The organism is Paenibacillus sp. HW567 (assembly GCF_000374185.1).
GTDB lineage: Bacteria > Bacillota > Bacilli > Paenibacillales > Paenibacillaceae > Paenibacillus_AQ.
This window is the reverse complement of record NZ_KB910518.1, coordinates 1,963,263-1,987,320: the sequence shown is the minus strand read 5'-3', so window position 1 is coordinate 1,987,320 and position 24,058 is coordinate 1,963,263. Positions and strand designations below refer to the sequence as shown.

At 43.7% G+C, this 24,058-nt stretch carries 30 protein-coding genes; 10 read left to right on the top strand and 20 right to left on the bottom strand.

Annotation, left to right across the window (positions count from 1 at the left end; genetic code table 11):
- The first annotated feature begins 1 nt into the window (after position 1).
- A complete protein-coding gene (locus tag B212_RS0108880) occupies positions 2-772 on the top strand; it encodes a DUF6544 family protein (protein WP_019910257.1) in 771 nt (256 codons plus the stop codon).
- On the opposite strand, the gene B212_RS0108875 is transcribed toward B212_RS0108880, so the two are convergent.
- Entirely contained in the window at positions 766-1,173 is a 408-nt protein-coding gene (locus tag B212_RS0108875; protein ID WP_019910256.1) for a hypothetical protein, read from the bottom strand. The two genes, B212_RS0108880 and B212_RS0108875, sit on opposite strands and share 7 nt — an antisense overlap.
- 125 nt (positions 1,174-1,298) lie before the next feature.
- Here B212_RS0108875 and B212_RS0108870 point away from each other — a divergent pair, with 125 nt between their 5' ends.
- A complete protein-coding gene (locus tag B212_RS0108870; protein ID WP_019910255.1) occupies positions 1,299-1,751 on the top strand; it encodes a VOC family protein in 453 nt (150 codons plus the stop codon).
- Positions 1,752-2,004: 253 nt separating this feature from the next.
- Here B212_RS0108870 and B212_RS0108865 read toward each other — a convergent pair whose 3' ends face one another.
- Both B212_RS0108865 and B212_RS0108860 read right to left on the bottom strand, forming a co-directional pair.
- Positions 2,005-2,520: a GNAT family N-acetyltransferase gene (locus tag B212_RS0108865; protein ID WP_019910254.1), complete on the bottom strand. Its 516-nt coding sequence runs from the start codon at positions 2,518-2,520 to the stop codon at positions 2,005-2,007.
- A 590-nt stretch (positions 2,521-3,110) separates the two neighbouring features.
- A complete protein-coding gene (locus tag B212_RS0108860; protein WP_019910253.1) occupies positions 3,111-3,398 on the bottom strand; it encodes a DUF6809 family protein in 288 nt (95 codons plus the stop codon).
- 77 nt (positions 3,399-3,475) lie between these two features.
- Here B212_RS0108860 and B212_RS35910 point away from each other — a divergent pair, with 77 nt between their 5' ends.
- Positions 3,476-3,703: a putative holin-like toxin gene (locus tag B212_RS35910; RefSeq protein WP_442950100.1), complete on the top strand. Its 228-nt coding sequence runs from the start codon at positions 3,476-3,478 to the stop codon at positions 3,701-3,703.
- A gap of 139 nt (positions 3,704-3,842) precedes the next feature.
- Here B212_RS35910 and B212_RS33105 read toward each other — a convergent pair whose 3' ends face one another.
- Genes B212_RS33105 through B212_RS0108845 form a run of 3 tightly spaced genes read right to left on the bottom strand, consistent with a single transcriptional unit; the run spans position 3,843 to position 5,589 of the window.
- Positions 3,843-4,472, bottom strand: a complete 630-nt coding sequence (locus B212_RS33105; RefSeq protein WP_019910252.1) for a DUF5071 domain-containing protein — start codon at positions 4,470-4,472, stop codon at positions 3,843-3,845.
- A 23-nt stretch (positions 4,473-4,495) separates the two neighbouring features.
- Complete coding sequence (locus B212_RS0108850; RefSeq protein ID WP_019910251.1) at positions 4,496-4,987, bottom strand: SF0329 family protein; 492 nt, start codon at positions 4,985-4,987, stop codon at positions 4,496-4,498.
- Between the two features lie 32 nt (positions 4,988-5,019).
- Entirely contained in the window at positions 5,020-5,589 is a 570-nt protein-coding gene (locus B212_RS0108845; protein WP_019910249.1) for a hypothetical protein, read from the bottom strand.
- Between the two features lie 125 nt (positions 5,590-5,714).
- Between B212_RS0108845 and B212_RS0108840 the strand changes: the two genes are divergently transcribed.
- The gene (locus B212_RS0108840; protein WP_019910247.1) at positions 5,715-6,311 is read left to right on the top strand and encodes a hypothetical protein; all 597 of its coding nucleotides are present in this window, start codon (positions 5,715-5,717) and stop codon (positions 6,309-6,311) included.
- A gap of 23 nt (positions 6,312-6,334) precedes the next feature.
- On the opposite strand, the gene B212_RS0108835 is transcribed toward B212_RS0108840, so the two are convergent.
- From B212_RS0108835 to B212_RS0108805, 7 genes are all read right to left on the bottom strand, one after another.
- On the bottom strand, positions 6,335-7,129 hold the full coding sequence (locus B212_RS0108835) for an SDR family NAD(P)-dependent oxidoreductase (protein ID WP_019910245.1): 795 nt from the start codon (positions 7,127-7,129) through the stop codon (positions 6,335-6,337).
- Positions 7,130-7,263: 134 nt separating this feature from the next.
- The gene (locus B212_RS0108830) at positions 7,264-8,274 is read right to left on the bottom strand and encodes a helix-turn-helix domain-containing protein (protein WP_028530699.1); all 1,011 of its coding nucleotides are present in this window, start codon (positions 8,272-8,274) and stop codon (positions 7,264-7,266) included.
- 235 nt (positions 8,275-8,509) lie between these two features.
- Complete coding sequence (locus B212_RS0108825) at positions 8,510-10,393, bottom strand: FtsX-like permease family protein (protein WP_019910243.1); 1,884 nt, start codon at positions 10,391-10,393, stop codon at positions 8,510-8,512.
- Positions 10,365-11,132 carry an ABC transporter ATP-binding protein gene (locus tag B212_RS0108820; RefSeq protein ID WP_019910242.1) on the bottom strand — a complete coding sequence of 256 codons (768 nt, stop codon included), beginning with the start codon at positions 11,130-11,132 and terminating at the stop codon, positions 10,365-10,367. Before B212_RS0108820 ends, B212_RS0108825 begins: the two co-directional genes overlap by 29 nt.
- Before the next feature lie 112 nt (positions 11,133-11,244).
- Positions 11,245-12,240, bottom strand: a complete 996-nt coding sequence (locus tag B212_RS0108815; protein WP_019910241.1) for a sensor histidine kinase — start codon at positions 12,238-12,240, stop codon at positions 11,245-11,247.
- Positions 12,237-12,941, bottom strand: a complete 705-nt coding sequence (locus B212_RS0108810) for a response regulator transcription factor (RefSeq protein ID WP_019910240.1) — start codon at positions 12,939-12,941, stop codon at positions 12,237-12,239. Before B212_RS0108810 ends, B212_RS0108815 begins: the two co-directional genes overlap by 4 nt.
- 3 nt (positions 12,942-12,944) lie before the next feature.
- On the bottom strand, positions 12,945-13,850 hold the full coding sequence (locus B212_RS0108805) for a WD40/YVTN/BNR-like repeat-containing protein (RefSeq protein WP_019910239.1): 906 nt from the start codon (positions 13,848-13,850) through the stop codon (positions 12,945-12,947).
- 161 nt (positions 13,851-14,011) lie between these two features.
- Here B212_RS0108805 and B212_RS0108800 point away from each other — a divergent pair, with 161 nt between their 5' ends.
- From B212_RS0108800 to B212_RS0108775, 6 genes are all read left to right on the top strand, one after another.
- Positions 14,012-15,886: an LTA synthase family protein gene (locus tag B212_RS0108800; RefSeq protein WP_019910238.1), complete on the top strand. Its 1,875-nt coding sequence runs from the start codon at positions 14,012-14,014 to the stop codon at positions 15,884-15,886.
- 194 nt (positions 15,887-16,080) lie between these two features.
- Positions 16,081-17,424: a hypothetical protein gene (locus tag B212_RS0108795; RefSeq protein ID WP_019910237.1), complete on the top strand. Its 1,344-nt coding sequence runs from the start codon at positions 16,081-16,083 to the stop codon at positions 17,422-17,424.
- 110 nt (positions 17,425-17,534) lie between these two features.
- Positions 17,535-18,344 (top strand): alpha/beta fold hydrolase, encoded by an 810-nt coding sequence (locus tag B212_RS0108790; RefSeq protein ID WP_019910235.1) that lies wholly within the window; start codon positions 17,535-17,537, stop codon positions 18,342-18,344.
- Positions 18,345-18,462: 118 nt separating this feature from the next.
- Positions 18,463-18,822, top strand: coding sequence for a winged helix-turn-helix transcriptional regulator (locus tag B212_RS0108785; RefSeq protein ID WP_019910234.1), 360 nt, complete (start codon positions 18,463-18,465; stop codon positions 18,820-18,822).
- 98 nt (positions 18,823-18,920) lie between these two features.
- Positions 18,921-19,361 carry a pyridoxamine 5'-phosphate oxidase family protein gene (locus B212_RS0108780; RefSeq protein ID WP_019910233.1) on the top strand — a complete coding sequence of 147 codons (441 nt, stop codon included), beginning with the start codon at positions 18,921-18,923 and terminating at the stop codon, positions 19,359-19,361.
- 76 nt (positions 19,362-19,437) lie between these two features.
- Positions 19,438-19,956 carry a hypothetical protein gene (locus B212_RS0108775; protein ID WP_019910232.1) on the top strand — a complete coding sequence of 173 codons (519 nt, stop codon included), beginning with the start codon at positions 19,438-19,440 and terminating at the stop codon, positions 19,954-19,956.
- A 176-nt stretch (positions 19,957-20,132) separates the two neighbouring features.
- Here B212_RS0108775 and B212_RS0108770 read toward each other — a convergent pair whose 3' ends face one another.
- From B212_RS0108770 to B212_RS0108740, 7 genes are all read right to left on the bottom strand, one after another.
- Positions 20,133-20,426, bottom strand: coding sequence for a hypothetical protein (locus B212_RS0108770; protein ID WP_442950099.1), 294 nt, complete (start codon positions 20,424-20,426; stop codon positions 20,133-20,135).
- Between the two features lie 11 nt (positions 20,427-20,437).
- Complete coding sequence (locus B212_RS33100; RefSeq protein ID WP_019910230.1) at positions 20,438-21,061, bottom strand: HNH endonuclease signature motif containing protein; 624 nt, start codon at positions 21,059-21,061, stop codon at positions 20,438-20,440.
- Positions 21,062-21,180: 119 nt separating this feature from the next.
- On the bottom strand, positions 21,181-21,735 hold the full coding sequence (locus tag B212_RS0108760; RefSeq protein ID WP_019910229.1) for an SUKH-4 family immunity protein: 555 nt from the start codon (positions 21,733-21,735) through the stop codon (positions 21,181-21,183).
- A gap of 17 nt (positions 21,736-21,752) precedes the next feature.
- Positions 21,753-22,169, bottom strand: a complete 417-nt coding sequence (locus B212_RS31110) for a hypothetical protein (protein ID WP_019910228.1) — start codon at positions 22,167-22,169, stop codon at positions 21,753-21,755.
- Positions 22,170-22,194: 25 nt separating this feature from the next.
- Positions 22,195-22,869 carry an IS630 family transposase gene (locus B212_RS35905; RefSeq protein WP_019910227.1) on the bottom strand — a complete coding sequence of 225 codons (675 nt, stop codon included), beginning with the start codon at positions 22,867-22,869 and terminating at the stop codon, positions 22,195-22,197.
- Positions 22,866-23,324, bottom strand: a complete 459-nt coding sequence (locus B212_RS35900; RefSeq protein ID WP_019910226.1) for a helix-turn-helix domain-containing protein — start codon at positions 23,322-23,324, stop codon at positions 22,866-22,868. Before B212_RS35900 ends, B212_RS35905 begins: the two co-directional genes overlap by 4 nt.
- Before the next feature lie 58 nt (positions 23,325-23,382).
- The gene (locus B212_RS0108740) at positions 23,383-23,859 is read right to left on the bottom strand and encodes a hypothetical protein (RefSeq protein ID WP_019910225.1); all 477 of its coding nucleotides are present in this window, start codon (positions 23,857-23,859) and stop codon (positions 23,383-23,385) included.
- Positions 23,860-24,058 lie beyond the last annotated feature (199 nt).

Below are 24,058 nucleotides of genomic sequence, written 5' to 3'. Positions count from 1 at the left end.
CATGTTTCCTCGGTTAAAAGCAGATTTCCAGCAGATCGCTGAAGAGCAGCTTGCCCGTGCGGCCATTTCGGACGTGGTATTTACACATGAAGACTGGAAGCCGCTGCCGTCCCCTGTGCGGAAGTATTTTGAGACCGGCGGATTTACCGGCAAACCTAAAATGTCTTCGATGAACATCATTTTTTCAAAGGTAAACTTCATTCTGTCCCCTAAGAAGCCTGCTATTTCGATAGACTACACGCAATACAACTTCGTTCAGCAGCCAACCAGAATTGCCCTAATTGATACAAAAATGTACGGTATCCCCTTTCAGGGCCTTGATTCTTATGTAGACGGCGAAGGCAGTATGAAGGGCGTTCTAGCTAAAATGTTCACTCTCTTCAACCAGCGGGGCGAGGAAATGGATCAGGCAAGTCTGGTTACTTTTTTGTCGGAAACTCTCTTGCTGCCGAGTGCGGCTATACAGAGCTATATCACTTGGGAACCCATCGACGATACTCATGCCAGAGCGAATATTTCTTACTACGGCATTACAGCGGGTGGAATTTTCAGCTTCCGCGACAACGGTGAATGCCTGTCCTTCACAACGGACGACCGCACCGCCATCGGAATGGACGGTACCAAGCAGCGGGTGCGATGGTCAGCATATATGGAGGATTACAAGCTTATTGACGGCGTTAGGCAACCTACCCACCTGAAGGCCGTGTGGCATTATGACAGCGGGGATCTTGTTTATTTTGACAGCCGGAATTTCCAGGTAAAGTATCAATGATCAAGTCCATAATAGCTTTTATAGCCGTCCATCCATTCCTTTTTTGAAAAATCCTCCAAATCATAAGGCTCACACTGTTGCAGGTATGCTAATTGCTTCTGAGCTTCCTCATTCGGCTGAGCCTGCAGATATTTCATAGTCTCCTTGACACCTGCGCCGCAGAGAAGCTGAACGTCGATATAAGCGCTGGCGTCGAAGTTTTTCCTTTTGGCCGCCCATATCAGCAGAGTGTCCTCAACAATTCCGATGGAGAACAGCAGGATGCACAGTGTTCTTAAATACTCATTGTCCTCCGAAGCTTCATTCTTGATTTCTGCCTGTAAAAGCTGCCGGATGCTGTCTCGATGCTGGTTTTCCGGCTCTATTCCGAAGCGTTCGAGGAGTTGTTCATCATTGTTCATGTTGTTCACTCGTTTCTTTATTAGAATATTTAGTTAAACTTTGTTTGGAATAAAATAGTAATCATTGGTGGAATAAATATGAAGATGCTCAGGTAATACATTTGTACACATAAGGAGATAAAGCTATGGCAAACAGCAAATTACTAAGAATGGACAATGTTGGCATCGTCGTAGAATCCCTTGATAACGCAATTTCTTTCTTCGAGGAGATTGGCCTGAAGCTCGAAGGGCGAACTACTGTCGAAGGTGAATGGGCTGGTCGCGTAACCGGGCTGGGTTCACAGTGTGTAGAGATTGCTATGATGGTTACCCCAGATGGCCACAGCCGACTTGAGCTTTCGCGATTTCTCACCCCACCTGCTATATCAGATCACCGAACTGCTCCTGTAAATGCCCTCGGTTATCTACGCGTCATGTTCGCCGTTGAAGACATTGACGAAATGGTATCCAGGCTCACTAAGCATGGTGCTCAGCTCGTTGGCGAAGTGGTTCAGTACGAGAACTCGTATCGGCTCTGCTACATTCGTGGAATTGAAGGACTTCTAATTGGTTTGGCGGAACAACTCGGTAATAAATAAGTGACTTTAACGGAAATCAATGAAAAACCAAATTAAAGAGACTCAACTAACGGGTCCGATAGTTCAATAAGCCGCCTCTTCAACGAGGCGGTTTTCTTATCGTAAAGATCAACATTAGGATTTATCATAGCCTTGTGTCAGAAGAAAATAAAGTCCTAGACTGTCGCTGTCTTCATTGAACTAACGTTTTCCGTTAGCTCAATTTCAAACAGTATATGGGTTCATCATGGAAACCTTTTTCAATTTCACCTGCTCATTTTGTTCGCTCTACAGAATACAGAAAAAATTCCATATCTATATTTCTAAAATTCTTAGTATCTTTATCAATAATATTCATACCGTTTCGAACAGCAACTTTTTGAGAGGCTATATTTGTGTCCCTAATAATAGAATAAATCCTATTTTCATTAAGAACTGAGAAAGCGTATTCCTTGCAAGCAATTGCCGCTTCTGTTGCGTAACCTTTGTGCCAATACGCTTTTTGAAACAAAAATCCTATTTCCAAAATTTCTTTTTCTCTCCAGCCTTGCATTGTCAAGCCACATTGACCAATCATTTCGTTTGTTTCTTTTAATACAACAGCCCAAAGTCCAAAACCATATTCTTCATATCTTTTAAGATGTCTGTTAAGCCAATTTTGTGCTTCTTCTAAGTTGAATGCACTTTCATAAGCAGCACGCATTACTTCCTCATCACACAATATTCCGCACAATGCATCATAATCGGACTGCACCATTTCTCTAATTATAAGACGTTTTGTTTCTATCAAAAATCTCCCACCTTTCTATTATATCAATAATCTTCCAAAAATTCCTTATCCTGCCGTTAGCTTAATGAAGCACCACCAGTCTAATATTTTATTTTCTCAGTCTACAACTTTATTTTCTTTGGACACCTTGATTTTAGACTGAAATATAAAATATCCAAAAAAGTGAAGCAGATAAAAACGACACAATACAATACATATATTTTTTAGACCAAACTATTGATAGAATAAACATCAACAAGCTTACGATAAGAATCCACATGTACATTCTCATAGCTTCTTTATCTCCTGGAATATATCCCCCTCCAACATTGAAAATGTACCCTAGAAATGCAGAGGGGACCATGAATCCCGATATTTAGGTTGCACAAATGGAAATAACAACTTTTATGTATTTTTTAATATAAAACATCCTTTCGATTTATTTGATTACATATACATATTAATCGGATTTTTCCATGCTTTTAGTAGATGAATAATTTGCATTTAACAAAAAAACCAAGCCCTAGCGAATCACTCCGCGCTCTGGCTTGGTTTTACTTGTGTATTACAGATACCATCAGCGATCCCTCCAGAATGCTTTTATCTAAAAGCTACTTAGGGCCAGTTTCCTTCTCCTCACTGAATACTTCAATCATCATTAATGCACCTGTTCGATACCCATTTATAAACGCCGCTGCCGCGTGCATTGAGTTCAATTCGCCTACCAGATCAAGCAGTTTCTCAAGCTGTTCAAATTCTGCTTGCGGCAAATTCTTTTGATACTTTAACATGAGGTCACTGACTTCCCGATTCATTTGCCGGGCCTTTGGATCATTAGGATTAGTAGATTCATCAGGCTGTACCTTCCCATAGTAAAAATCCTCTAAAATACTTCTCATATAACCTCCCGTTTATCACTGTTTTATTCCAGTTTAATGCACGGGAGACTTCATATTGATATTTATGCGATATTCGCATGAAACACAAGGAACCGATAAATTTTTCTACGAGAATACTGGATGTTTTGTGGGGCGCAACTATGTTATCATCTCTTATGGCTGTTTCATATCGAATTTCTGGAAGACATATCCAAGCGTTGTCACTGATGTTCATGTTCGGCATGTTCATTATTGCTCTGGCTAAATTACCTCAAAAAGAAATAGGCCGCCCTTTGACCAGGATCGCGACCTATTTCTCTGGGTAGTGCCTGTATAAAGCCGCCGCCCTTAAAAGCGGCTATTGCACCGGAGAGTCGTGTAACAGCACGGCTCTCTTTGCATTGTACGCATTTTCTGATTCCACTATACCAGAGATAAATTAATAATGTAATACATGTTATTACGTTACAGATTCTTTATCCTCACCTCAATTTCTTGCTGACGGCGAAGCAAATTTTCGTACTGGTATTTTTGATTCAAGGACTCACTATTTTCCTTTACGTAATTAACGATTCGCTTACCTTCTGTGTTTAGAATATCTAGCCGTTCATTTTCCAACTCCAAAAATATGACTTTTTGTTCTGCTGTAAAGTTTTCGAGATAACCTTTTGTTTCACTCTGTTTTCTTACTAAAAGTGCTACTGCTTCATTTGTCTCAATCAGACGGTGAGTGTTTAAAATTTCAATGGACAGCAAATCCGTATCTTCATAGTTATCCATAGTTTGCGCCAGTTCCTGTAAACTTGCAGACAATCTTGAGACAAACTCCGTATCCCATTCGCTGATTAAATACCTAAGGATGTTATTTATCCAGCCAGTGTCATTTTGAGAAAGAATCATTTTGACGTGCGGAATCGTTTCAATCCTATATTTGAGTAATATCTCAACAACTTCTATGGCTATAGGCCAATTCATGTCCTGCACCCATGTTAAGAGTTCTGGTAATAAAGGAATAACCACTGACCCTTCTGAGCGAGACAGTATTTCAACACTTTTATTATCATGCTTATCTCTTGGCAGATTAGGGTGATCCATTCGTTTTCCACTCCCCTGTCGAACTAGCTTTCAAATTGTTCTTTACGTAATTCATAAAATATTTTTACTAGTGGGTGCTCATTTTCGGACAAAATTATTCGTTGAAAGCTTTTCCTGCCAAGTCTTCTATCAATGATACCGAATGCCTTATAAATAGGATTATTAGATTTCATTATCTCGTTAAATGGTGAATTGAGATAATTTCTTAGATTTTTAGTAATATGTGACGTCTCATGAAGTCCAAGTTTCATAATTCTTTCGATTTGTTCTGTTTCTATATTAATTTTATAAAAATCTTCATGATATCCATTTTGTAATGCTGCATCTTCTGGCAAAGAGCTCACATGCCAGTGATAATATCCACCTCCAAAAATTTTCTTTCCATCAAGTGTTATCCAAACTTCTCCAAATCCATCATGAGCCTTATGGTACCTTGTCTCATGTATATCAATTCTGCGCTTTAGTTCTGGAGTTATAAAACTTCTGATCAATACTCTTTGCTTCGACCAATCCATTAGTTCCCTATCCTCTCAGGGGGCTTCTTAAGTCAACCTCCAATATGCTTAATATCCTGAAAAAAATCTATGTAGTATCCTTCTGAGGCACAGTAGTCGTCATACTCCTGATAAATATCCTTTATTCTTTCCTTTGGTTCGCCACATCTTTGCAGGAGCCAGTCCCTTATAAATTGTATGTCTTCATTTCTATCATCCCATATAAAATCTAAGATTCCTGATTCTCTTGCCCCACTATCTGGTACGTAAATTGCGAATGAGGCTGACAAATAATTGGCTAGATCAAACGAAACCTTCCTAAGATAGAGTTGATTGTCATCATCTAATAGAAAATTATCCCACCTAATGTAGTGATGGAAGTAACAAACCTTTTCGGAGAAAGTAAGGTTTATGCCGCATGGACCATTTAACTCAATTGTTCCTCCAATTGAATCCGGCACAACCTGCCATGGTTTACCTATATTTTTTGGATTATAGGGATATAAATGCTTAATAAATTGATCTATATAGACCAACTTTTCAGAACTCAGTGCATGACACAGTTTGTGAATATCATTTTCAGTAAAACTATGGCCAAAATAGGCCGTAAAATCCATTCCCACAACATTACCCCCAGCTTCACGAAATTTCTATATTGGAGGTATTCGCGAAGTTAATTAAACTATCCTGCACGTTCGCTTAACGATACATCTTCTGACATTATAAAATTAAAGGAGGTAGTCCACTTATGAAAAGACAGTATAATATCCTATCTATTAGTGCTGTAGCTCTGTTAGTTGTTTCTTTCATGGCTCTTTCAAATAACAAAGCCGAAGACAGCGTACAATACATCAATTCATCAGCAAAAGTCATTAGTTATGCAGATTTTAATGAGTTAGATACATCTGCAGAATTAATTATTAAGGGGACCAAAGATCATGTTGTAGAAACAATTCTTAATAAGAACCCTAAAGGGGAAGTACTAAGCTATGGAACTCAATCCGCTATAAAGGTGAATAAAGTATTTAAATCTGACAATAAAAATATTGAAGTCGGTTCAGAAATTATAGTTCAGGAAAACGGAGCAATGAACAAAACACAAGAAGGTACTTTCGTTTATGGAATTGAAGGATACCAACTTATGAATGAAAATGAAGAGTACTTACTTTTCTTGGATAAGAGTTTAACGGATTCTAATATTTACTTTGTCAAAGGTGTTTATTATGGAAAAGTACCTTTGAAAGATACAACTAAGATTCAGTATCAAGGCGAAACTACTGAAAAGTTAGAGCAAATTTTCAAAGAAGCCCTAATAAATATAGGGAGTAATTGTAGGTGTGCCTGAGGCTAAAGGCCCATTCAACACTTTTAAAAAATAGTCGGTACCATTCCCCCATCCATACGGATCGGAGAACCTTTAAAGGCGGATGCATAAGGACTGCATACAAATGCAGCTAGTCTTCCAATTTCAAAAGGCCTGATAAACCGCTGTATTTCAGATTGAGGCAGATTAGTAGTCATAAATTTTTTCTCTTTTTCGGAAAACGATATATCGTCATTAGCGTAAATCCCCTCAATGATGTGCTGTACATTTTCAGAGAGTGTCGGTCCTGGCAAGATCGTATTGATTGTAACTTCTGTTCCTGTTGTCAATTTGGACAAGCTTTTAGACAGCGATAGCAGCATTGATTTTGTCACTGCATACTGAGGCATTTGTCCTGAAGGCATAACGGCTTCTTCACTGGCAATAAAGATAATCCGGCCATAATCATTGTTCAACATTCCAGGTAAATAAAACTTAGATAATCCATTTGCAGCAAGAACATTAGTGCGAAAGTATTGTTCCCAGACTTCATCGTCAACGTCCTCATATTGCATAATTTCATAGATCCCCATATTGTTAACTAAAATATCTACATCGGGGTATTTTTCAAATAACGCTTCTCTTTGCGTTATATCCACAATATCGGCTGTTGCATTTTGAGGAGAGGTACCCGGGAAATCCAACTTAATTTCTTTTACAACTCGTTCCACTTCTTCATGATGCCGTCCATTTATGAGTACATTAACACCTTCCTTGGCAAGTTCAATGGCGATTGCTTTCCCTATACCCTTCGTTGATCCAGTAACCAAAGCTGTTTTGTTGCTTAATCCCATATCCATATACAGTTCTCCTTTGTAATTATGCTCGGATAGGGATTATAGTACCTGTTCTGGATCGTTCAGTAACTAGCGCTTTACGCCAAAGTTATTGTAGAACACGCCAAATGATAAAAGCTCAGTAAAACCCGGAATTTCTAGCTTGCTCCTAAATGTTCAGTACGCCAATTTGCAGGAGTATTCCCCTCCCAAAGGCGGAAAGCACGGTAGAAAGAGCTCTGATCTTCATATCCAATCAAGAAAGCTACTTCTTTAATATCAAGCGAGGGGTCTGCCAAGTACTCCAGTGCCTGCTCATGTCTAGCTTGGGTTAACAGATGCTGGAAGCTTGTGTTCTCGTCAGTAAGCCTGCGCTGCAAGGTACGATCACTCATACCCATTTCCTTCGCAACAGCCTGAATCTCGGGACGCCCTCCTGTAAGGCTGCGTTTCATGATCCATTTAATCATTTCGGTAATTGAGCGGCTGCGCTGTTGCTCACCCAGTGATCGGTCCAAAGCAGGAGTCAGGATCTCCAGCAGTTCTTCATTGTATGAGATAAAAAGACGGTCCATGTCACTTCGCTGCAGCGTCAACCGATTGCATTCGGCACCAGTCCGAATACTGCAGCCAAAGTAAGCTTCAAGGATCTGTACATCGCCCATTGGCTGCGAAAATTCGACGAACTGCGCTACCATATGATGACCTGTGCCCCGGCGCCCTAGCTCGAGAAGAAATGCCAGTGTAATACCAGCCAGCATCGCCGGACCGGGTTGCCCGGTATCCAGCCATTTCAATTCGATTGTGCATTGCTCGCCCTTCTCGGTGATACGCAAGCTTTCGGGGGGACATAGCTGTTTGTACCGGGCCATCCGGTGTAGAGCGTCACGGTAGTCGCGTGCATGATAAGTCGCCAAAACAGACGGTGGATACTGCGCTGTTTCAAAGACGGTCGCAAGCTTAATGATCCCTTGGGCAGTGTCACCCATGAGATCCGAATAAGCCTGCCAGATCGCGAAATATTGGGCAGTGGTCACTACCGAATCAGTAATGACCGTGAGCGGTAACCGCGCTTTGCGGGCTACATCATGAGCATCAATCCCCAATTGACGTACTCCTGTCCAGAATCCTGGCGGGATTTTAATACGGTTAGAGGGTTGAGACTTCATATTATATAGGCCTCCTTTTGTTCTTAAGTACACATAAGAATACTCTTAAGTTCGTTATTTTGTTAGTGAGCCGGCTCAACCACAGCCAACAGAATGTAATACACAGTTTCGGTCAACGGCAGGTTCCTGTCTCTATCCGTACTTCCCCTCCTGGAAAAAAATTTAATATCGCAAAAAAACGACCGCCAATTCAATAAGCTGGTTACCGTTCCTCTGTAAATCGCTTCAATGAATTTTATCCGGCCAGTGCCGATTTGATCTGTCTGGTGTAGAACATTCGTACTATGAAGAAGTAGACCACCTGAATAACGAAGAACAAACCAAGTACAAGCAGAGATTCTCTGAACAGTGAATACTGGAACATGTGGGAGAGTGTGGTCAGGGCAATGGCCCCATGCACAAGTGCAACAACGATAGGGGCGAAGAAGAGCAGGATGATCTGGCGGTTCAATATTTTGCCCAGCTCCTTTTCGCTCAGTCCCAGCTTGGAAATTGCCTTGAACTTTTGCTTATCCTCATCCAGATCACTGTAGAGCCTGAAATAGAGAAAGCTGCCTGCGGAGACAAAAAATACGATTCCGATAAAAAAGCCGATGAACATCAGAGGACCAAAGCTTTCATTAATCCGGGAGGTCTGATATTCCAGTGCATAAAATTCATAGTTTTCGCTATTTGGAAGTATATTGGTCAGCTTCGCGCCTGTGGCAATTGCTCCTTGCTGTCCAATTGAACCATGCCAGGCATAATAATGGCTCTCCTGGACCGGCTGGGCGAGCCGCGCCAGCAGCTCATCTGAGACAACCCAATAACCGCTGAGGCCTCGTACTGCGGGCGATACAACCGCCTTGTCCGCTTCGATTACGATCCCTGACTCCAGTTGAACAGGCTGGTTCAGCATCTTCTCACCCATCCGCGACAGTCCGAAATCAACGGCTGCTGCGTTGTCGCCCTTAAGCTGAACAGTTTCAGTTCCAAGCAGCTCCGCCAGATGGTTGAATTCCGATTGCTTCACAAGGACAAGGGTTTGGCCGCCTTCCGCAGCTTTGTAATAGTTAAGCTTCAGCTCCATTTTGTTAGCCGTAATCCCGGATTCGCTTAGGCGCTGGTCGATAAGCTGTGTATGCACCGGTTCCTTGCTATCACCATCCTTTGCCAGGTAAGTGAACAGATATGGATTGTCCTTCGTAAGTGATCCGTTCAGCATAGATTGAAATCCGTACAATGCGCCAATGGCGCTGAAGGAGACGGTTGAGATAATGGCAACCAGGAAAAAAGACCGTGCATTGTCCTTCATCCGGTAGGTAAGATCGGATAACAGCAGCATATTCGTTTTATGCCAGAAAAAATGTTCTTTCCCCTTCAGCTTGCGGATCAGGTACACGCTGAGCTGTGTGAACAGCAAATACGTACCGATAGTCACCATAATAACAACAGGCGCCAGCAGTACCACCACTTCCATTCCGCTTGCCCGCAGTGACAGGAAGTAGCTGGTCCCCAGCAGCAGTACAACTAACAAAGACAACAAGGGTGACGCTTTCGGCTCCCGTTTGGGCTGGCGGTCTGCACGGATGAGAGTAATCAGCTTTCCGCTGCGCAGCACCACCGAAATAAACATTGAGATCAGGACGAACAGCAGCAGGAACGCAGTCAGCGTAAGGCAGATCGCCTTGAAAGGGAAATAAAATTTCAATTGCTCATTTAGCGACAGCATATTCTCTCCTGCAAGCAGAATCCCCTTCGCGAAAATAACGCCCAGACCAATACCGCTGAGCGTGGCAGCAAGCCCGATCATCATATTCTCCATAAAAATCATCAGCCGAAGCTGCCGTGTAGTCATGCCCTGCATCATCATCAGGCCGAACTCCTTCTTCCGCGACTGCAGAAATGCGCTCATCGAATACAGCACAAAAAAGAAGGAAAATACATAGATCAGCCATTTGGAAACCGAAAGAGCAGTAGACGCACTGGAATGAATGCTGTTCTCGCTCAGCACCGGATGGTAGGCAAAGATGGAAAAGGTGAAAAACACCATCACCGTAAACATACTGCTGAGGAAATAGGCGGTATATAGACGTTTATTCCGGGATACATTACGGAATGCGAACTGACGGAACGTCATTGCTATATCCCCCCAGCAGCGATAATGTATCAATAATTTTCTGAAAAAAGCTTTGGCGGTTGTCACCGCGGTGAATCTCCGTATAGAATCTGCCGTCCTTAATAAAGACTACGCGATGGCAGTAGCTGGCGGCCACTGCGTCATGTGTTACAAGCATCATGGTGGTCTGCTGCTCCCGGTTGATCGAGTCCAGCAGATCCATCACATCCCTTGCCGCCTTGGAATCCAGATTGCCGGTCGGTTCATCCGCAAGCAGCAGCTTAGGTGAATGTATCATAGCTCTGGCGATAGCCGTCCGTTGGGCCTGCCCCCCGGAGATTTCATAGGAACGTTTTTTCATAATCGCAGCAATTCCAAGCCTCTCTGCTATCGTCTGTGCCTTTTGCTTCATCTCACTGACCTTCGTTCCGTCCAGCGTCAGCGGCAGCACAATATTCTCCTCTACAGTCAAGGTGTTAAGCAGATTAAAGTCCTGAAAGACAAACCCCAGCTCACGGCGGCGGAAGACTGCCAATTCATTGTTGCTCAGCGTACCCAAGTCTTTACCGTCAATCACAATCTTTCCGGTAGTTGGACCATCGACGGTAGCAATCATATTCAACAATGTTGTTTTGCCGCTCCCGGAAGGCCCCATGACCCCCACAAACTCTCCTGCTTCAATGGTTAAATCAATGTCCGTCAAAGCCCGATAGGCCACATTCCCTTCATATATTTTACTAACCTGTCTTATCTCCAGCATCTTGCCGTACTCTCCTCTCTTTGACAAAAGCATTTCATCTGTGATTAATATACCGGAGAGCAGTGGTTATTAACTATTGATTTAGGTTTCACTTTTATTACACGCATGTAAGCTAAAGAATGGCTGCAAGAATAATGCGCACCACTGTACCGCTGCCAATCTCAGATTCCAGCTCAATCCGGTGCCCCAGGCGGTCGGCAGACTCCTTCGCCAAATAGAGTCCCATGCCTGTAGACTCACGCAGTCCCCTCCCGTTTGCACCGGTGAAAAAAGGGTCGAATACCCGCTTGAGATCAGATGCCTGAATTCCGATCCCCTGATCTTCAACCTCAATAACGGCCTCCCTGCCCCGTACATAACAGGAGACAGTAATCTTTTTCTCCTCGGACGGCTTGGCCGCTGAATATTTAATGGCATTATTAATAATTTGCGACAGCATGAAGAACAGCCATTTTTCATCGGTCTGGGCCGAGATTCCGGGAACAACTGCCTCTACCTCGGGAAAGATCCGGTTGCGGATGAATTGCCGTTTGTGGTCATGGACTACCTCGTTAATGAGCTTAGGGAGAATGACCGGCTTGATAATAAAATCTTTTTCAAACGCCCGCAGCCTCGCCATATACAGCACCGTATACAGACCGCTGCGCATGGACTCCAGCTCCTCGCGGATGCTTGCAAACTCAGGCTCGTCTATATTCTGGACCGTAAGCTCAATGACCGACAGCGGAGTTTTCATCTGATGAACCCATTGATCAATAAAGGTTAGATGCTGCTCTTGTTGTTTTTTCACTGCTGTAAGCTGCTGCATGGAATGGCGGTAGTGGGAATGCAGCAGCCCTTCAAGCGCCTTGGACACAGGTGTATTCTCAATCTTCTGAAAGGATTCATCCAGCGTTTCCAGCGGCTTGCTGAGCCGCAGATAGTAACGGCGCCTGGTCAGGTACTGATAGACCAAATAACAGCTCAGAAAGAAAAAACCAATACAAACCGAATAGAGCGCAATTGAAAGATGACGGTAGCCGTCAAGCCAGTAGAGGGTTATCATAGCGCCAAATTGAACCATTTGAACTGCAATCAGCAGTAGATGCTCCCGGATAAACAGCTTCATCGGCGATTCTCTTGCCAAGTGACATTTAACCGGTAGCCCGAACCCCTAACCGTAAGCACAGCTTCCTCAATGCCAAGCTCCTGGAGCTTTTTTCGGACCCGGGTAATATTCACGTTGAGAGTATTTTCATCTACAAAGGCCTGCGGGTCCCACAGCTTCTCCAGCAGAGCTTCTCTGCTGGCTACTCTGGGGTAGCGCTCCATAAGGCTCTCTATAATATCCGCTTCTTTTTTGGTCAGAGTCACCGTGGATTGCCCAAGCTGCAGTTCCAGTCTTTCGGGATACAGAATAAGCCCTTCGTGTTCCATTACCGGTTCCTCGCGCCTCGCGGCATATTCCCCATAAGCACGGCGGAGATGGCTATGAATCTTGGCCAGCACAACCCCCGAATGGAACGGCTTGGTGATGTAGTCATCGCCTCCATTCTCAAGCGCCATAATCTGATCCATTTCCCCTTCGCGGGCAGAAATGAACAGGACGGGGCAGGTGGAGACGCTGCGGATTTGCCGGCACCAGTAATACCCGTCATAGCTCGGCAGATTTATGTCCAGCAGGACCAATTGCGGCTTCACCTGTTCGAATTCCTGCAGCACCTGATGGAAATCCTTGACTTTTACCACTTCATAACCGTACTTTTGAATTCCTGACAGCAGAAGATCCGCTATTTTAGGATCATCCTCCACAATCATAATCTTGAACATGCTTCAATTCTCCTTATAGGTCACTACCTTCTGATACTTCCACGTCTTCCCATAGTCGCTGCTGGTTAAATATGCGGTTCCGACAACATTGCTTGCGCCGTCCTTGCTCAATTGAACGGGAAATTGCCCTTTTGCGCCATTGAACACGGGAGACAGCGGCGTCAAGCTATAGTTCATGAGGTTATCCGGCAGCTTCACATGAAGCTTGGCCCAGGTTTTGCCTCCGTCCTGCGTCCAGGAAATGGCCGGTTGGAATTCGGTCTCATAGCGGAAGCCCATAAACCCGATTTTGTCATTAGCAAAACCCGCTCCGGTCAGCACTCTGGCGTACACCTCATTGGCATTACCCTTCACTTCGCTCCAGGTTTTGCCGCCATCCTTGGTCTTGTAGATTTCATGATCTTCTCTGCCCATTCCATAAAACTTGCTGAGCATCATCCAGCCATCATTTTTGGTGAGAAAACCAATGTTTTTGGTGGTGCCTGTAAGCTCTTTTGTCACGGGATAGGTGTTCCACGATTTCCCTTGATTATTGGAGATCAATACCTGAACCGGCAATCCCCTCGCACCGCCATAGACAATCGCTGTTTTGTCCGTGGAGATGAAGAATCCTGTTCCCTGAGCGGTTAGTCCTGACTCTTCATGACCACTTGCGTATAGGGTGAGAGGCGCCTGTACCTTCCTCTTGCCGTTGCTGTACGAAATAGTAACCCGGCCATCCTTATCGAGCGCATAGGTATGGCCCGCATTGTAGGCGATCACTTCCTCCCCTGCGGAGTTACGTGTATAGACCGTGCCCGGCTGGATTGCCGAGCCGCTGCCATCGCTTGGTTCTGAGACCAGCACCCCTGCTGCAACCAATGAAATAGCTGCAATACAGACGATTCTGGAAAAGCTGCGTTTGAACATTTTCTCATCCCTCCTACAGCCACATTATAATCTATACCGGAAATTAAACTGTTACAAAAAACTCCTTTTTTTGTCTTTTGCCTATGCACAAATCTAGTTGATTTTGAATACTTTTATGTAATAGAATGAACTAATTAATAGGAAAAGGATGCGCATAAGCAATGCGGTTGAAGGCACCACGCACACTCAGCAAACGGTCTATTTTGTTTTTTTCTCTCATTATGCTCGCTAAAAGCTACTTTGCCTGGTATTACCTGTTCGAAGACGGGCCAACGTGGACAACCTGGTTCAAGGAAATTCCGTTTGTGCTCTTAATCTTCTGCCTGATCGAATGGTTTGCCACGAAGCGGAAGATTGCCATCTATATGTTCGTCAATCTGTTAATTACGGTTTTGTTCTTCTCCTTGATTGTGTATCATAATCATTTTGGAATTATTGCGACTTCCCAGGTGATTGGTCAAGCCAAACAAGTGGGAGCGGTCAAGAAAAGTATCTTTGCGGTCATACACCCTCAATATATGCTGATTTTTTTGGACATTATTATCATTAGCTGGGTGATGCTTCGACGGAAGAAGGCGCTCGCCTGGAAGAAATCCATGTCGCGCCGCAGCAACCGCAAGGTGGTCGCTGCCTTGTTCTGTATTTCCTTCGCGATCTGCATGATGAATATTTTCCCGAACTCCGCCAGCATGAATGAAAACGTCCAAGCTGAGCAAATGGGCATTCTTAATTATGAAGCCTATAACCTGCTTGCCGATGATGAAGAAGAGCAAATTGACCTCTCGCAGATTACCCAATCCGCCATTGATCAGACAAAAGGCATTAAGCCTCAGACTAATCCGGCCCTGTTCGGAGCCGCCAAGGGTAAGAACCTGATCATCCTTCAGATGGAGTCATTTCAGAATTTCCTCATCCATCTATCCATAGATGGTCAAGAGATCACACCGAATATGAATAAACTGGCCTCTAGCAGCCTCTACTTCCCGCGTTTCTACCAGCAGGTGGGACAGGGCAACACGTCCGACGCGGAATTTATCGTGAACACCTCCTTCTATGTTCCGCCGGATGGTGCAGCTACGGAGATGTATGCGCCCAAAGAGCTTCCGAGCTTACCCAAGCTGCTGCAGGCAGAGGGCTATGACACCGCAACCTTTCATACGAATGATGTAGATTTCTGGAACCGCGGAGAATTGTACAAGGCACTCGGATTTGACCGGTATTATGACAAGTCGTGGTTCGGTGAAGAGGATACCGTCTTCTATGGCGCTTCCGATGAAGTGCTGTATAAGAAGACCTCCGAAGAATTGGCGAGAATGGACCAGAGCAGCCAGCCCTTCTATTCCCACGTGATCTCCATGTCGTCACATAATCCGTTCTCGATTCCCGAGAATAAATACAAGATGGCTCTGCCGGAGCGATTCGAAGGAACACTCGTTGGAGATTATATTCGTGCCCAGAATTACGCGGATTACGCGCTTGGGCAATTTATCGGCGAGCTTAAGCAGAACGGTGTATGGGATAACAGCTTAATCGTTCTATATGGCGACCACCGGGGCCTTCCAATTTTCTCACTCCAGGACGAGGATAAGGTTCTGCTGGAGGAAATTCTGGAGCATGAATATACGGAACGCGATCTCATCAATATTCCGTTAATCATTACAGCTCCGGGCGTTACAATACCAAGTGTAAAAGATCAATTAGGCGGACAGGTGGATATTTTGCCAACGGTCTCCAATTTATTAGGTGTATCGCTTGACGATCATATTCATTTTGGACAGGATCTATTGAATCAATCATCCTATAACCTGCTCCCGCAGCGCTATTATTTGCCAACGGGATCATTCGTCAATAACGAAGAATTATTCTTGTCAGGCAGCGGGTTCGAAGACGGCCAGCACTACACCTTATCCGGCAATGGCAATAAGCCGCTTCAATCCACAGAGGATGAATTCAACCGTGCGCTGAAGCTCCTCCAGTTGTCAGACAGCTATGTGACGCAATTGCCGGATCGGGAAGTTCAAGATGAAGAAATATAGCACAGCAAGCTCCCACTTCGAAATTTCGAGGTGGTTTTTTTTTCTACAGAAACGTTTGGATTACACAATGCTCTAATATATAACAAATAATTCTAGATATATTAATGAAATGGTAGATTATTCGAGAGAAAAGGAATAGAATAGATTTTGGGAATAATTTCCTTAAAATCAAAAATAACTGGAGGTGCTTTGTTATGCGAAAGTCAATTCCCATTCTTTCTTCACTGGCCGTCTCTCTGTTGTTTTCGTCACAGTTGGTATTTGCACAGGAAGCCCAGATGGAAGCCCAGCTTCCAGCCAGTAACATCCTTCCTCATGCCGAGAGTCAAGAAATTACTACACAGGTGGATTTAAAAGTTATTGATTTGCTGGACAATAGCAGTTTGGGAGATGCAAGCCAAAAGGCTGCACCATCAAAACAAGCGGCAAGCCTGCTGCCTCCTGTGCTGCAAGCAGCCAGCAATTACAATTTCTCGGCGCGCGATTTCGGTTACTCCGTCGTGCAAACAAGCGATGGAGGCTACGTGTTCGTCGGCTCAACTGCCGTAAATGGAAATGAAGATATCCTGTTTGTCAAGACAAACGCCTCTCAGACTATTCAATGGGCATACGCTTATGGAGGAACAGGAGCCGAATCCGGCGCTGAAGTACGGGTAGCCAGCGATGGCGGATATATGATTGCCGGAACAAGCAATGCAAGCGGTTCTTCAGATGTCATTCTGATCAAGACGAATGCAAGCGGTACGATGGAGTGGTCGAAAACCTATGGAGGGCCAGGCAAGGAAGAAGCCCAGGCTATGGAGCGTGGTGCTGACGGCGGATATATCATCGCCGGAACCAAAGAAAGCAGCAGCAACTCCAACGACGCTTATTTGCTAAAGGTAGATGCGAGCGGGAATGTTCAATGGACCCGGACTTACGGCAAGGATAACCTTGAGGATCGTTTTTACGGGGTGACTGCAACACCGGATGGCGGATATGTAGCGGTCGGATATAAGACGCTTTCCGAAGTTATTAATCCAGGAACGGCTCAACGGATGTATGGCTTAATGGTTAAGGTCAATGGAAGCGGCAGCACCGTTTTTGAATCTACACTGGACCGCTATGCAATGCTGAACGGCGTTGCTGCGACATCAAGCGGTTACGTGGCAGCCGGGGCTATTAATAATGTTGATCTACCCAATAACAGTCAACTATACAACGTCTATATAACCAAAGTCGGTACGTCCGGCGCTCAAAGCTGGAGCAAACAATTCCATTCGACCAATGGCGATTTTGCCAACGACATCAAGCTTGCATTGGATGGCAACTTTATTGTGACAGGGTTTATTACTCCGGCAGTATACAAGGAAGACCTGTTGATGCTGAAAATTGACGGCTCCGGGAATGCACTATGGTCCAACACCTATAGCTTTGGCGATACCGGCGAAATTGGCAGAAGCGTCGCAACTACCAGTGACGGCGGCTATGTCGTTGCCGGTTCGTATCTATCTAACAGTGATTATGACGCCCTCTTGCTTAAGTTTGGCAGCGATTGACTTTTTATTAATGCGCTATAATTCCAACATTCAGCTTTCTAGGCACTTAACCCTGTCAACTGAATAATATATCCCTATAGATTATTCAAGGGATAAGTGAGGGAAGCCTAATGGAGCGTTGGATTCAGGTTGAACCGAATGTGAATGTGTATGTAAATGATATCAATCTGCTGGGCACAAAGACGATTTTGTTCATTCATGGCTGGCCCGCGAACCATAAGATGTTCGAATACCAGTACAATGATCTGGTGCCTATGGGGTTTCGTTGTATCGGAATGGACATGCGGGGATTCGGAAATTCAGATAAACCTCTGCATGGATACGACTACAATCGGCTGGCTGATGATATCCGGTGTGTTATCGGAGCTCTGGGACTGGGGGATATCACACTCGCGGGGCACTCCACCGGAGGAGCTGTAGTGATTCGGTATATGGCCCGCCACAACGGGTATGGGGTTTCTAAGCTTGCGCTTTTTGCCTCGGCAGCTCCCAGCCTGATTCAGCGGCCAGGCTTCCCTTATGGCATCACCAAAGAAGCCGTAGTTCAGATCATTCAGACGACCTATCAAGACCGGCCCAAGATGCTCCGCGACTTCGGAGAACAATTTTTCTATCAAAAGGTTTCACAGCCCTTCTCGGATTGGTTCTTCCAACTAGGTCTGCAGGCGGCAAGCTGGTCTACAATAGCTGTCTCCAGAGCTTGGCTCACCGAAGAATTATTTCATGATCTTGCAAAAGTGCAGGTGCCTACATTGATTCTTCATGGCATTCATGATCAGGTTTGTTTGTACCCTTTGGCCGTGGCGCAGCATCAAGGAATAAGGAATTCTGTGCTTGTGCCATTCGAGAACAGCGGCCACGGATTATTCTATGACGAACGCGAGAAATTCAACCGGGAGCTGTCGAGGTTTGCCGGGTAGATCTAAATAAAGGAGAAACAGCCTTATATATAAGAGCTGCTTCTCCTTTTTTATGCCTCATAAACTATACTATAATCAGGTTGATCGAATGTAGTGACCTTGTGAAAGGAAGAAACGCGTGAAAATAAGAGATTCATATACCTGTCCACTGGAGCTTACACACGATATTATTCGCGGGAAATGGAAGCCGATTATTTTATGGCAGCTTGACAAACATAATGCTTCTCTTGCTCAACTCGAAAATGAAATTGAAGACATTAATCAGAAGATGCTGCTTGAACATTTGAAGGAGCTTGCCGAGCATAAAATCATTGGCAAAACTACATATGAAGGCTACCCGCTAAAAGTGGAATATTATTTGACGGAAAGAGGCAAACAGCTCGTAGAGGCGATTGTGATCATGCAAAGCGTGGGTGTCCAATTAATGCAGGAAAATGGCATGGAAAATTTTCTTAAAGTTAATAGCTTCATTAGCTAATCCGCAAGGTAAAAGACTTACAAAAAAGTGGGTACTGTTCTGCTAATTCAATAATTTGTATACTGCTCCTATAGCCATATGCCAAGGAGTGATTCATAGTGGAAAAAGTACCGGAAATGATCAATAGACTGCTAGACAGTCAAAGCACCGCCTTTATTGGTTCCGTGGACAGTGATGGATTTCCAAATATGAAGGCGATGCTTGCCCCCCGCAGGCGGGAGAACCTGCTTCATTTCTATTTTACGACCAATACCTCTTCAATGAGAGTGAAGCAGTTCAGAGAGAACAATAAAGCCTGTGTGTATTTCTGCGACCAAAATAATTTTATAGGTATGATGCTGACAGGGACGATGGATGTGCTTGAAGATGCGGCCTCCAAAGAAATGATTTGGCGTGAGGGAGATACCACCTATTATTCGCTGGGTGTAACAGACCCCGACTACTGCGTATTGAAATTCACCAGCCAATCGGGCAGGGTGTACCGCAGCTTTAATTCAGTCAATATTGACATTCATACGGGCGAAGTTCTCTTCCAGTAACATTAACGAATGACTCACCCTAAATTCAGGGGGTATTTGCTATTATTGCTGATCCCTTTAAAACATGGAGGTTTATATGGGAGCACATATTTATTTTGAAGTACAGAGCTTTACAGCGGTCAGATTTATAGGCAAAGAGGTACTTGTCGGCAAGAAGAACCCTGTTCCCGATTTATGGAAATCGATGTTAAACGATGGAACGAATAATCTTCTTCAAAGTCTGCCCAACCGAGTATCTCCACTTAGAGACACGATTGGATGGATGGGTGAGTACAATCCGCAGACAAAAGAGTTCACTTATATTGCAGGAATATTTGCCAAACCGGATACAATAGTTCCAAACGGATTTTCTTACCGCGACATTCCTGATTGTCTAATGGGGATTGGCTGGATACAAGGAACTACCTCTCACCTGGAAAAAGGCGCTCATGGTAAAACAGAGAAAATCATGAGAACAAATGGATATATGCCCGATTACTCAATCGTCGGAATTTCAATGGAATATTACTCATTCGATAAGTATGCAAATATTAAGGAAGATGGTAATAACATCTTTACTTTTGGATATTATTTACCATGCAAAAAAATTGTCTAGCCATAAACTTCGCCAGTATCCGGCCGAGCAGACCCATATTAACAACACTGACTGAATGAGTTTTTCGCTTATGATTATTTGCTCTGGTTGAATGATGGGTTTATTCAGCACTGGGTAGCTCCACCAAAAAGAAACCTTGAAGGGCCACGAAGCCGATCAAGGTGTTGAATGTTTTATTAATTTTGTTGCCTTATCCAAGAGCTTGACTCAGTTTCCCTCCAAGCAATCCAACCAAGCGGCAAATCATTAAGAATTGTTACAGATGAGTCATATTCCACGATTTCTTTAAGGCTTACTAGAAGAGCATTATCCATGTCTACATCTTCTCCACAATGAAACTGCCACATGCCATCATCCATATCATGTGAAACAAATAATATGGGCTTTTTCATTGCTAAAACATCTTTAGTCGTCAGAGCCATTGTGTTAGGTAAATCATTAAATGCCCAATTATTTGACAAATTAGTCACTCCTATTTTATTCAGTCATCCCATTTAAGTCTGTTCTCTTGTCTAGACAATACTTGCGCATTATCGTAGCTATTGGAGCCGCCTTTACTACGAGGGTCAATATGGTCAATCTGTACTTCATTCTGAGGTGGCTTAACACCCGTCTGACTTTTTTGAGAAGGCACTAACTCTTCCCCTGATAAGTCAGACTTTAATTTGCCACCATTTTTTTTCATGTTCTCTTCAATTATCTTTTGCTTTTGGGTTTGGGTAAATTTTTTTCCTGAGCCAACACTTTTTGAATCAGGTATGTTTGAGTATGGACCATTCCCCGTCCCCTTAATACTATCGAAATCTATCCTACTCTTATCTCCATCCGCACCCTTGGAGATCATTGCTCGCTCATCAATATCTACTTTATTGAGTTTTGCTAACTCCGCATCGCTAAGGGTGATCGGTTTCTTGCCATCACGTTCAAGCTGCTTCAGTTTTTGTTCATCGACATTGTGAATTGTTCCGTCCGCGAGCAGCACCCAAGGATTAACCTCGCCGTAAAGACGGATATGCTTCCCTTTGCGCTCCAGCTTAAACCTCTTGAACTTGAACTTCGCAAGAACCCGGTCAAGCAGGCCCTTAAGCTTTTTGACCTCCTTCATGAGACGAAAACTAGTCTTGAAGCAACCGATGTTAACAAAAAAACAGGTTGATCGTGGTAGCCGCTGACCATAATCAACCTGTTCAATGCAAAGGAAAAGCGATATGATAGTCCCAAATTTTAGTATTGAAAATTATTTAGCTCCTCTTCCCATAAACTCCCTTGAGTAAAGGAATCAGGATCTATCTCCTCAAGTCTGTTAGTAATCCATTGCAGCAAATCTCTACTTGCTTTTCTTTCAATAAATGCTCTTCTACCTTTTTCAGCTTTAATTTTTTTTATAAAATCCACATAAACTAACAAGGATTCCGCAAACTGTGCTATTGATGAATTTATTACCACTTCTTCATTGTCCTTATCATAGTCAATATATATGACCTCATCATTCTCCTCATTGATACATATGGGGTGACCGCTACCAGTGAATCCAACATATATATATTTCCGATAGAGAGATTCAGCATCATTATATTTCTCGGTTAATCTGACCCCACCTCCTTTAGCCGAGGATTCAAAAGTTAGAAATGGAGGAGCTGATTCAGGTAAACCCGCCTTAATCAAGAAATGCTTTGATTCTTGAGATAAGGAAAATGTATCTATGACTATATCATCATATTCAACTAGACCATAAGTTTCCTTATCCCAATTGTCTAAAAACTCTTGTGGTGTAATCATCCATACCTCCACTATTTTTATTGTTTTGGTGGTTTTTTCTTTCTTGGCTGTCTAGAACTCTTTGATAAGTTCGTACCCGATGTAAATACTTTTCCTATTTCAGATAATGGGTCGTTACCCCTTATATTGTGGTTTTTCTCAAAATTGTGTATGCCGCCAAAACCTTTATGCAATGATTGTGGCACAGCAGCAGCTTGACCTCCACCACCAATATGGTGGTGGATAAGCTTATCACCTTTGCAATCTTTATATTGAGGGAAGTGTTTAATAAACTCATCATCCACTACTGGAACTAATCCATCTTCAATTTTTGCTACATTTGCTTTACTAAAGACTTCAGGGTGTTTATCTAGTAATTCATTAAAATGTTTTGAAGCGTCTCTTTCCCACCCTGCCGAGTTTGTTCCACCCTTTCCCTTGCCCTTATAGTTCATTTCAGAAACTAGTACCTTGACCGCTTTAGATTTTAGGATACAAATGTTTTAATTTGCCTCTGGCTTCCTCGGTTGTGAATTGCCACTGGACCGATTTTTGATCCTGGTTGCGCTTGACTTTCCAAGCCGTTACTTCTTGCTGTAATTGTTCAATTGAGCTAATTCGGCGGTGCAGACATTGTATCGTCATTGCGCTCAGTTCAATTTCAGCAATATTTAGCCAGCTTCCATGCTTCGGTGTGTAGTGGATCTCCAAACGCTTTGCTAACGAGAGCGCTACATCAGGAGAAAAGGTTTCATACAGCGATGAGAGGGTATGCGTATTCAAGTTATCCATGACAAGTCGAATGCGCTTCGCCTTTGGATAGTGGACTTCGAGCAATTCGCGGATCTGTTCTGCCCAATCCGATTTGGTCCGTCTTTGGCTCGCACAAACGTGGCGCCAACCGGCCAAAGGTTCTGTGAATAAAAACAGGGTGCAACTACCTTTACGCTCGTATTCATAGTCTTCCCGGCGTACCTTCCCTGGTTTCATCTTCTCCGGCGGGCGGGTGTGATCCAGCAGTTGCACAGGCTGCTCATCCATACAAATGAGCGGGATCTCGAAATCATACGGGAGGGCGTAGGTTTCAAGCACGTCTTCCATGCGGGCAACAAATTCAGCATTGGCTTTTGCGGGTATGCACCATTGCTTTTTCAAATGAGGCTTAAGTTTCGTTTTTTTAACGTTTGGCGAATGGTTTCCCGTCCAACGGACTCCAGAATACCCAGTTCAATCACTCGACTTGTCAGAAGACGAATCGTCCAGCGGGCATATCCGTTTGGTGGCTCAGAACACGCGAGTGCAATGATCCGAGCTTCCTCTTCTCCGGTAATTGCAGCCGGACGACCGGGATTGGGACGTTGCCGATAGTGAAGTGTCAATTCCAGCCCATACGTACAATAGTCTTTAATTGTATGGTGGACGGTAACATCGCTGACACCGACACGCTGGGCGATTTCAATCTGTTTTGGAATCTGCCCCTGACTCTCATCAGCCAATAACAAAATGAGGCAGCGATTGCGAATCCCTTTAGAAGTCTTCTTGTCATGAATAAATCGATTAATCTGCTCCCGTTCTTTTGGACTCAATTCTATCTTATATTTTTTGTACATTGCTTTAACCCTCCCGTATACTTCTATATCAAGAGGGTAATTCTAAAATGCTATGCGGTCAAGGTACTAGTCTAGGGTCTGCTCTATATTCAATCGGTATTTTATCTACTTCAATATTACGGTACGCTCTACCTGAACTATAGTCAACCTCCTTGAGTGTATCTTCTAGAGCATCACCCAGCCCCTCAATATCATCAAAATCAATCTTACCGTCTTTACTAGCAACAGCCTTATTATAGACGTCTACTCTTTGAGAGTCTGTCAAGCTCTTGATCTTATCGAGTTCAGCCTGGGTGCTAATTCCTGCCTTTTTACCCTCAAGACTGTCTACTTCTTTTATTTTGCCATTAGCTAGCAATACCCACGGGTTAACCTCCCCGTAGAGAAGAATGCGATTCCCCTTGCGCTCCAGCTTAAATTTCTTGAACTTGAACCTCGCAAAAATTCGGCCGAGATGGGCTTGGAGCTTCTTAGCCCCCTTCATGAACCCTTTTTGCAGGCTCTTGATCACGATTTTGCCGCTCTGGATGATCATGCTGCCGCTCTTAGAGGCCAGTTTCGCTCCGGTTTTCAGTTGCGATTGATTTCAAAAATCTGCGAAAAAACGAATATAACAAAAAACAGGTCAATTACGATGGTCTGACCATAATCAACCTGTTTGATGTAAAAGAATAACGTTATTTAAGTTAAAAAATTAAAGCATCTTATGTGCGTACAACGAATAATAGATTCAT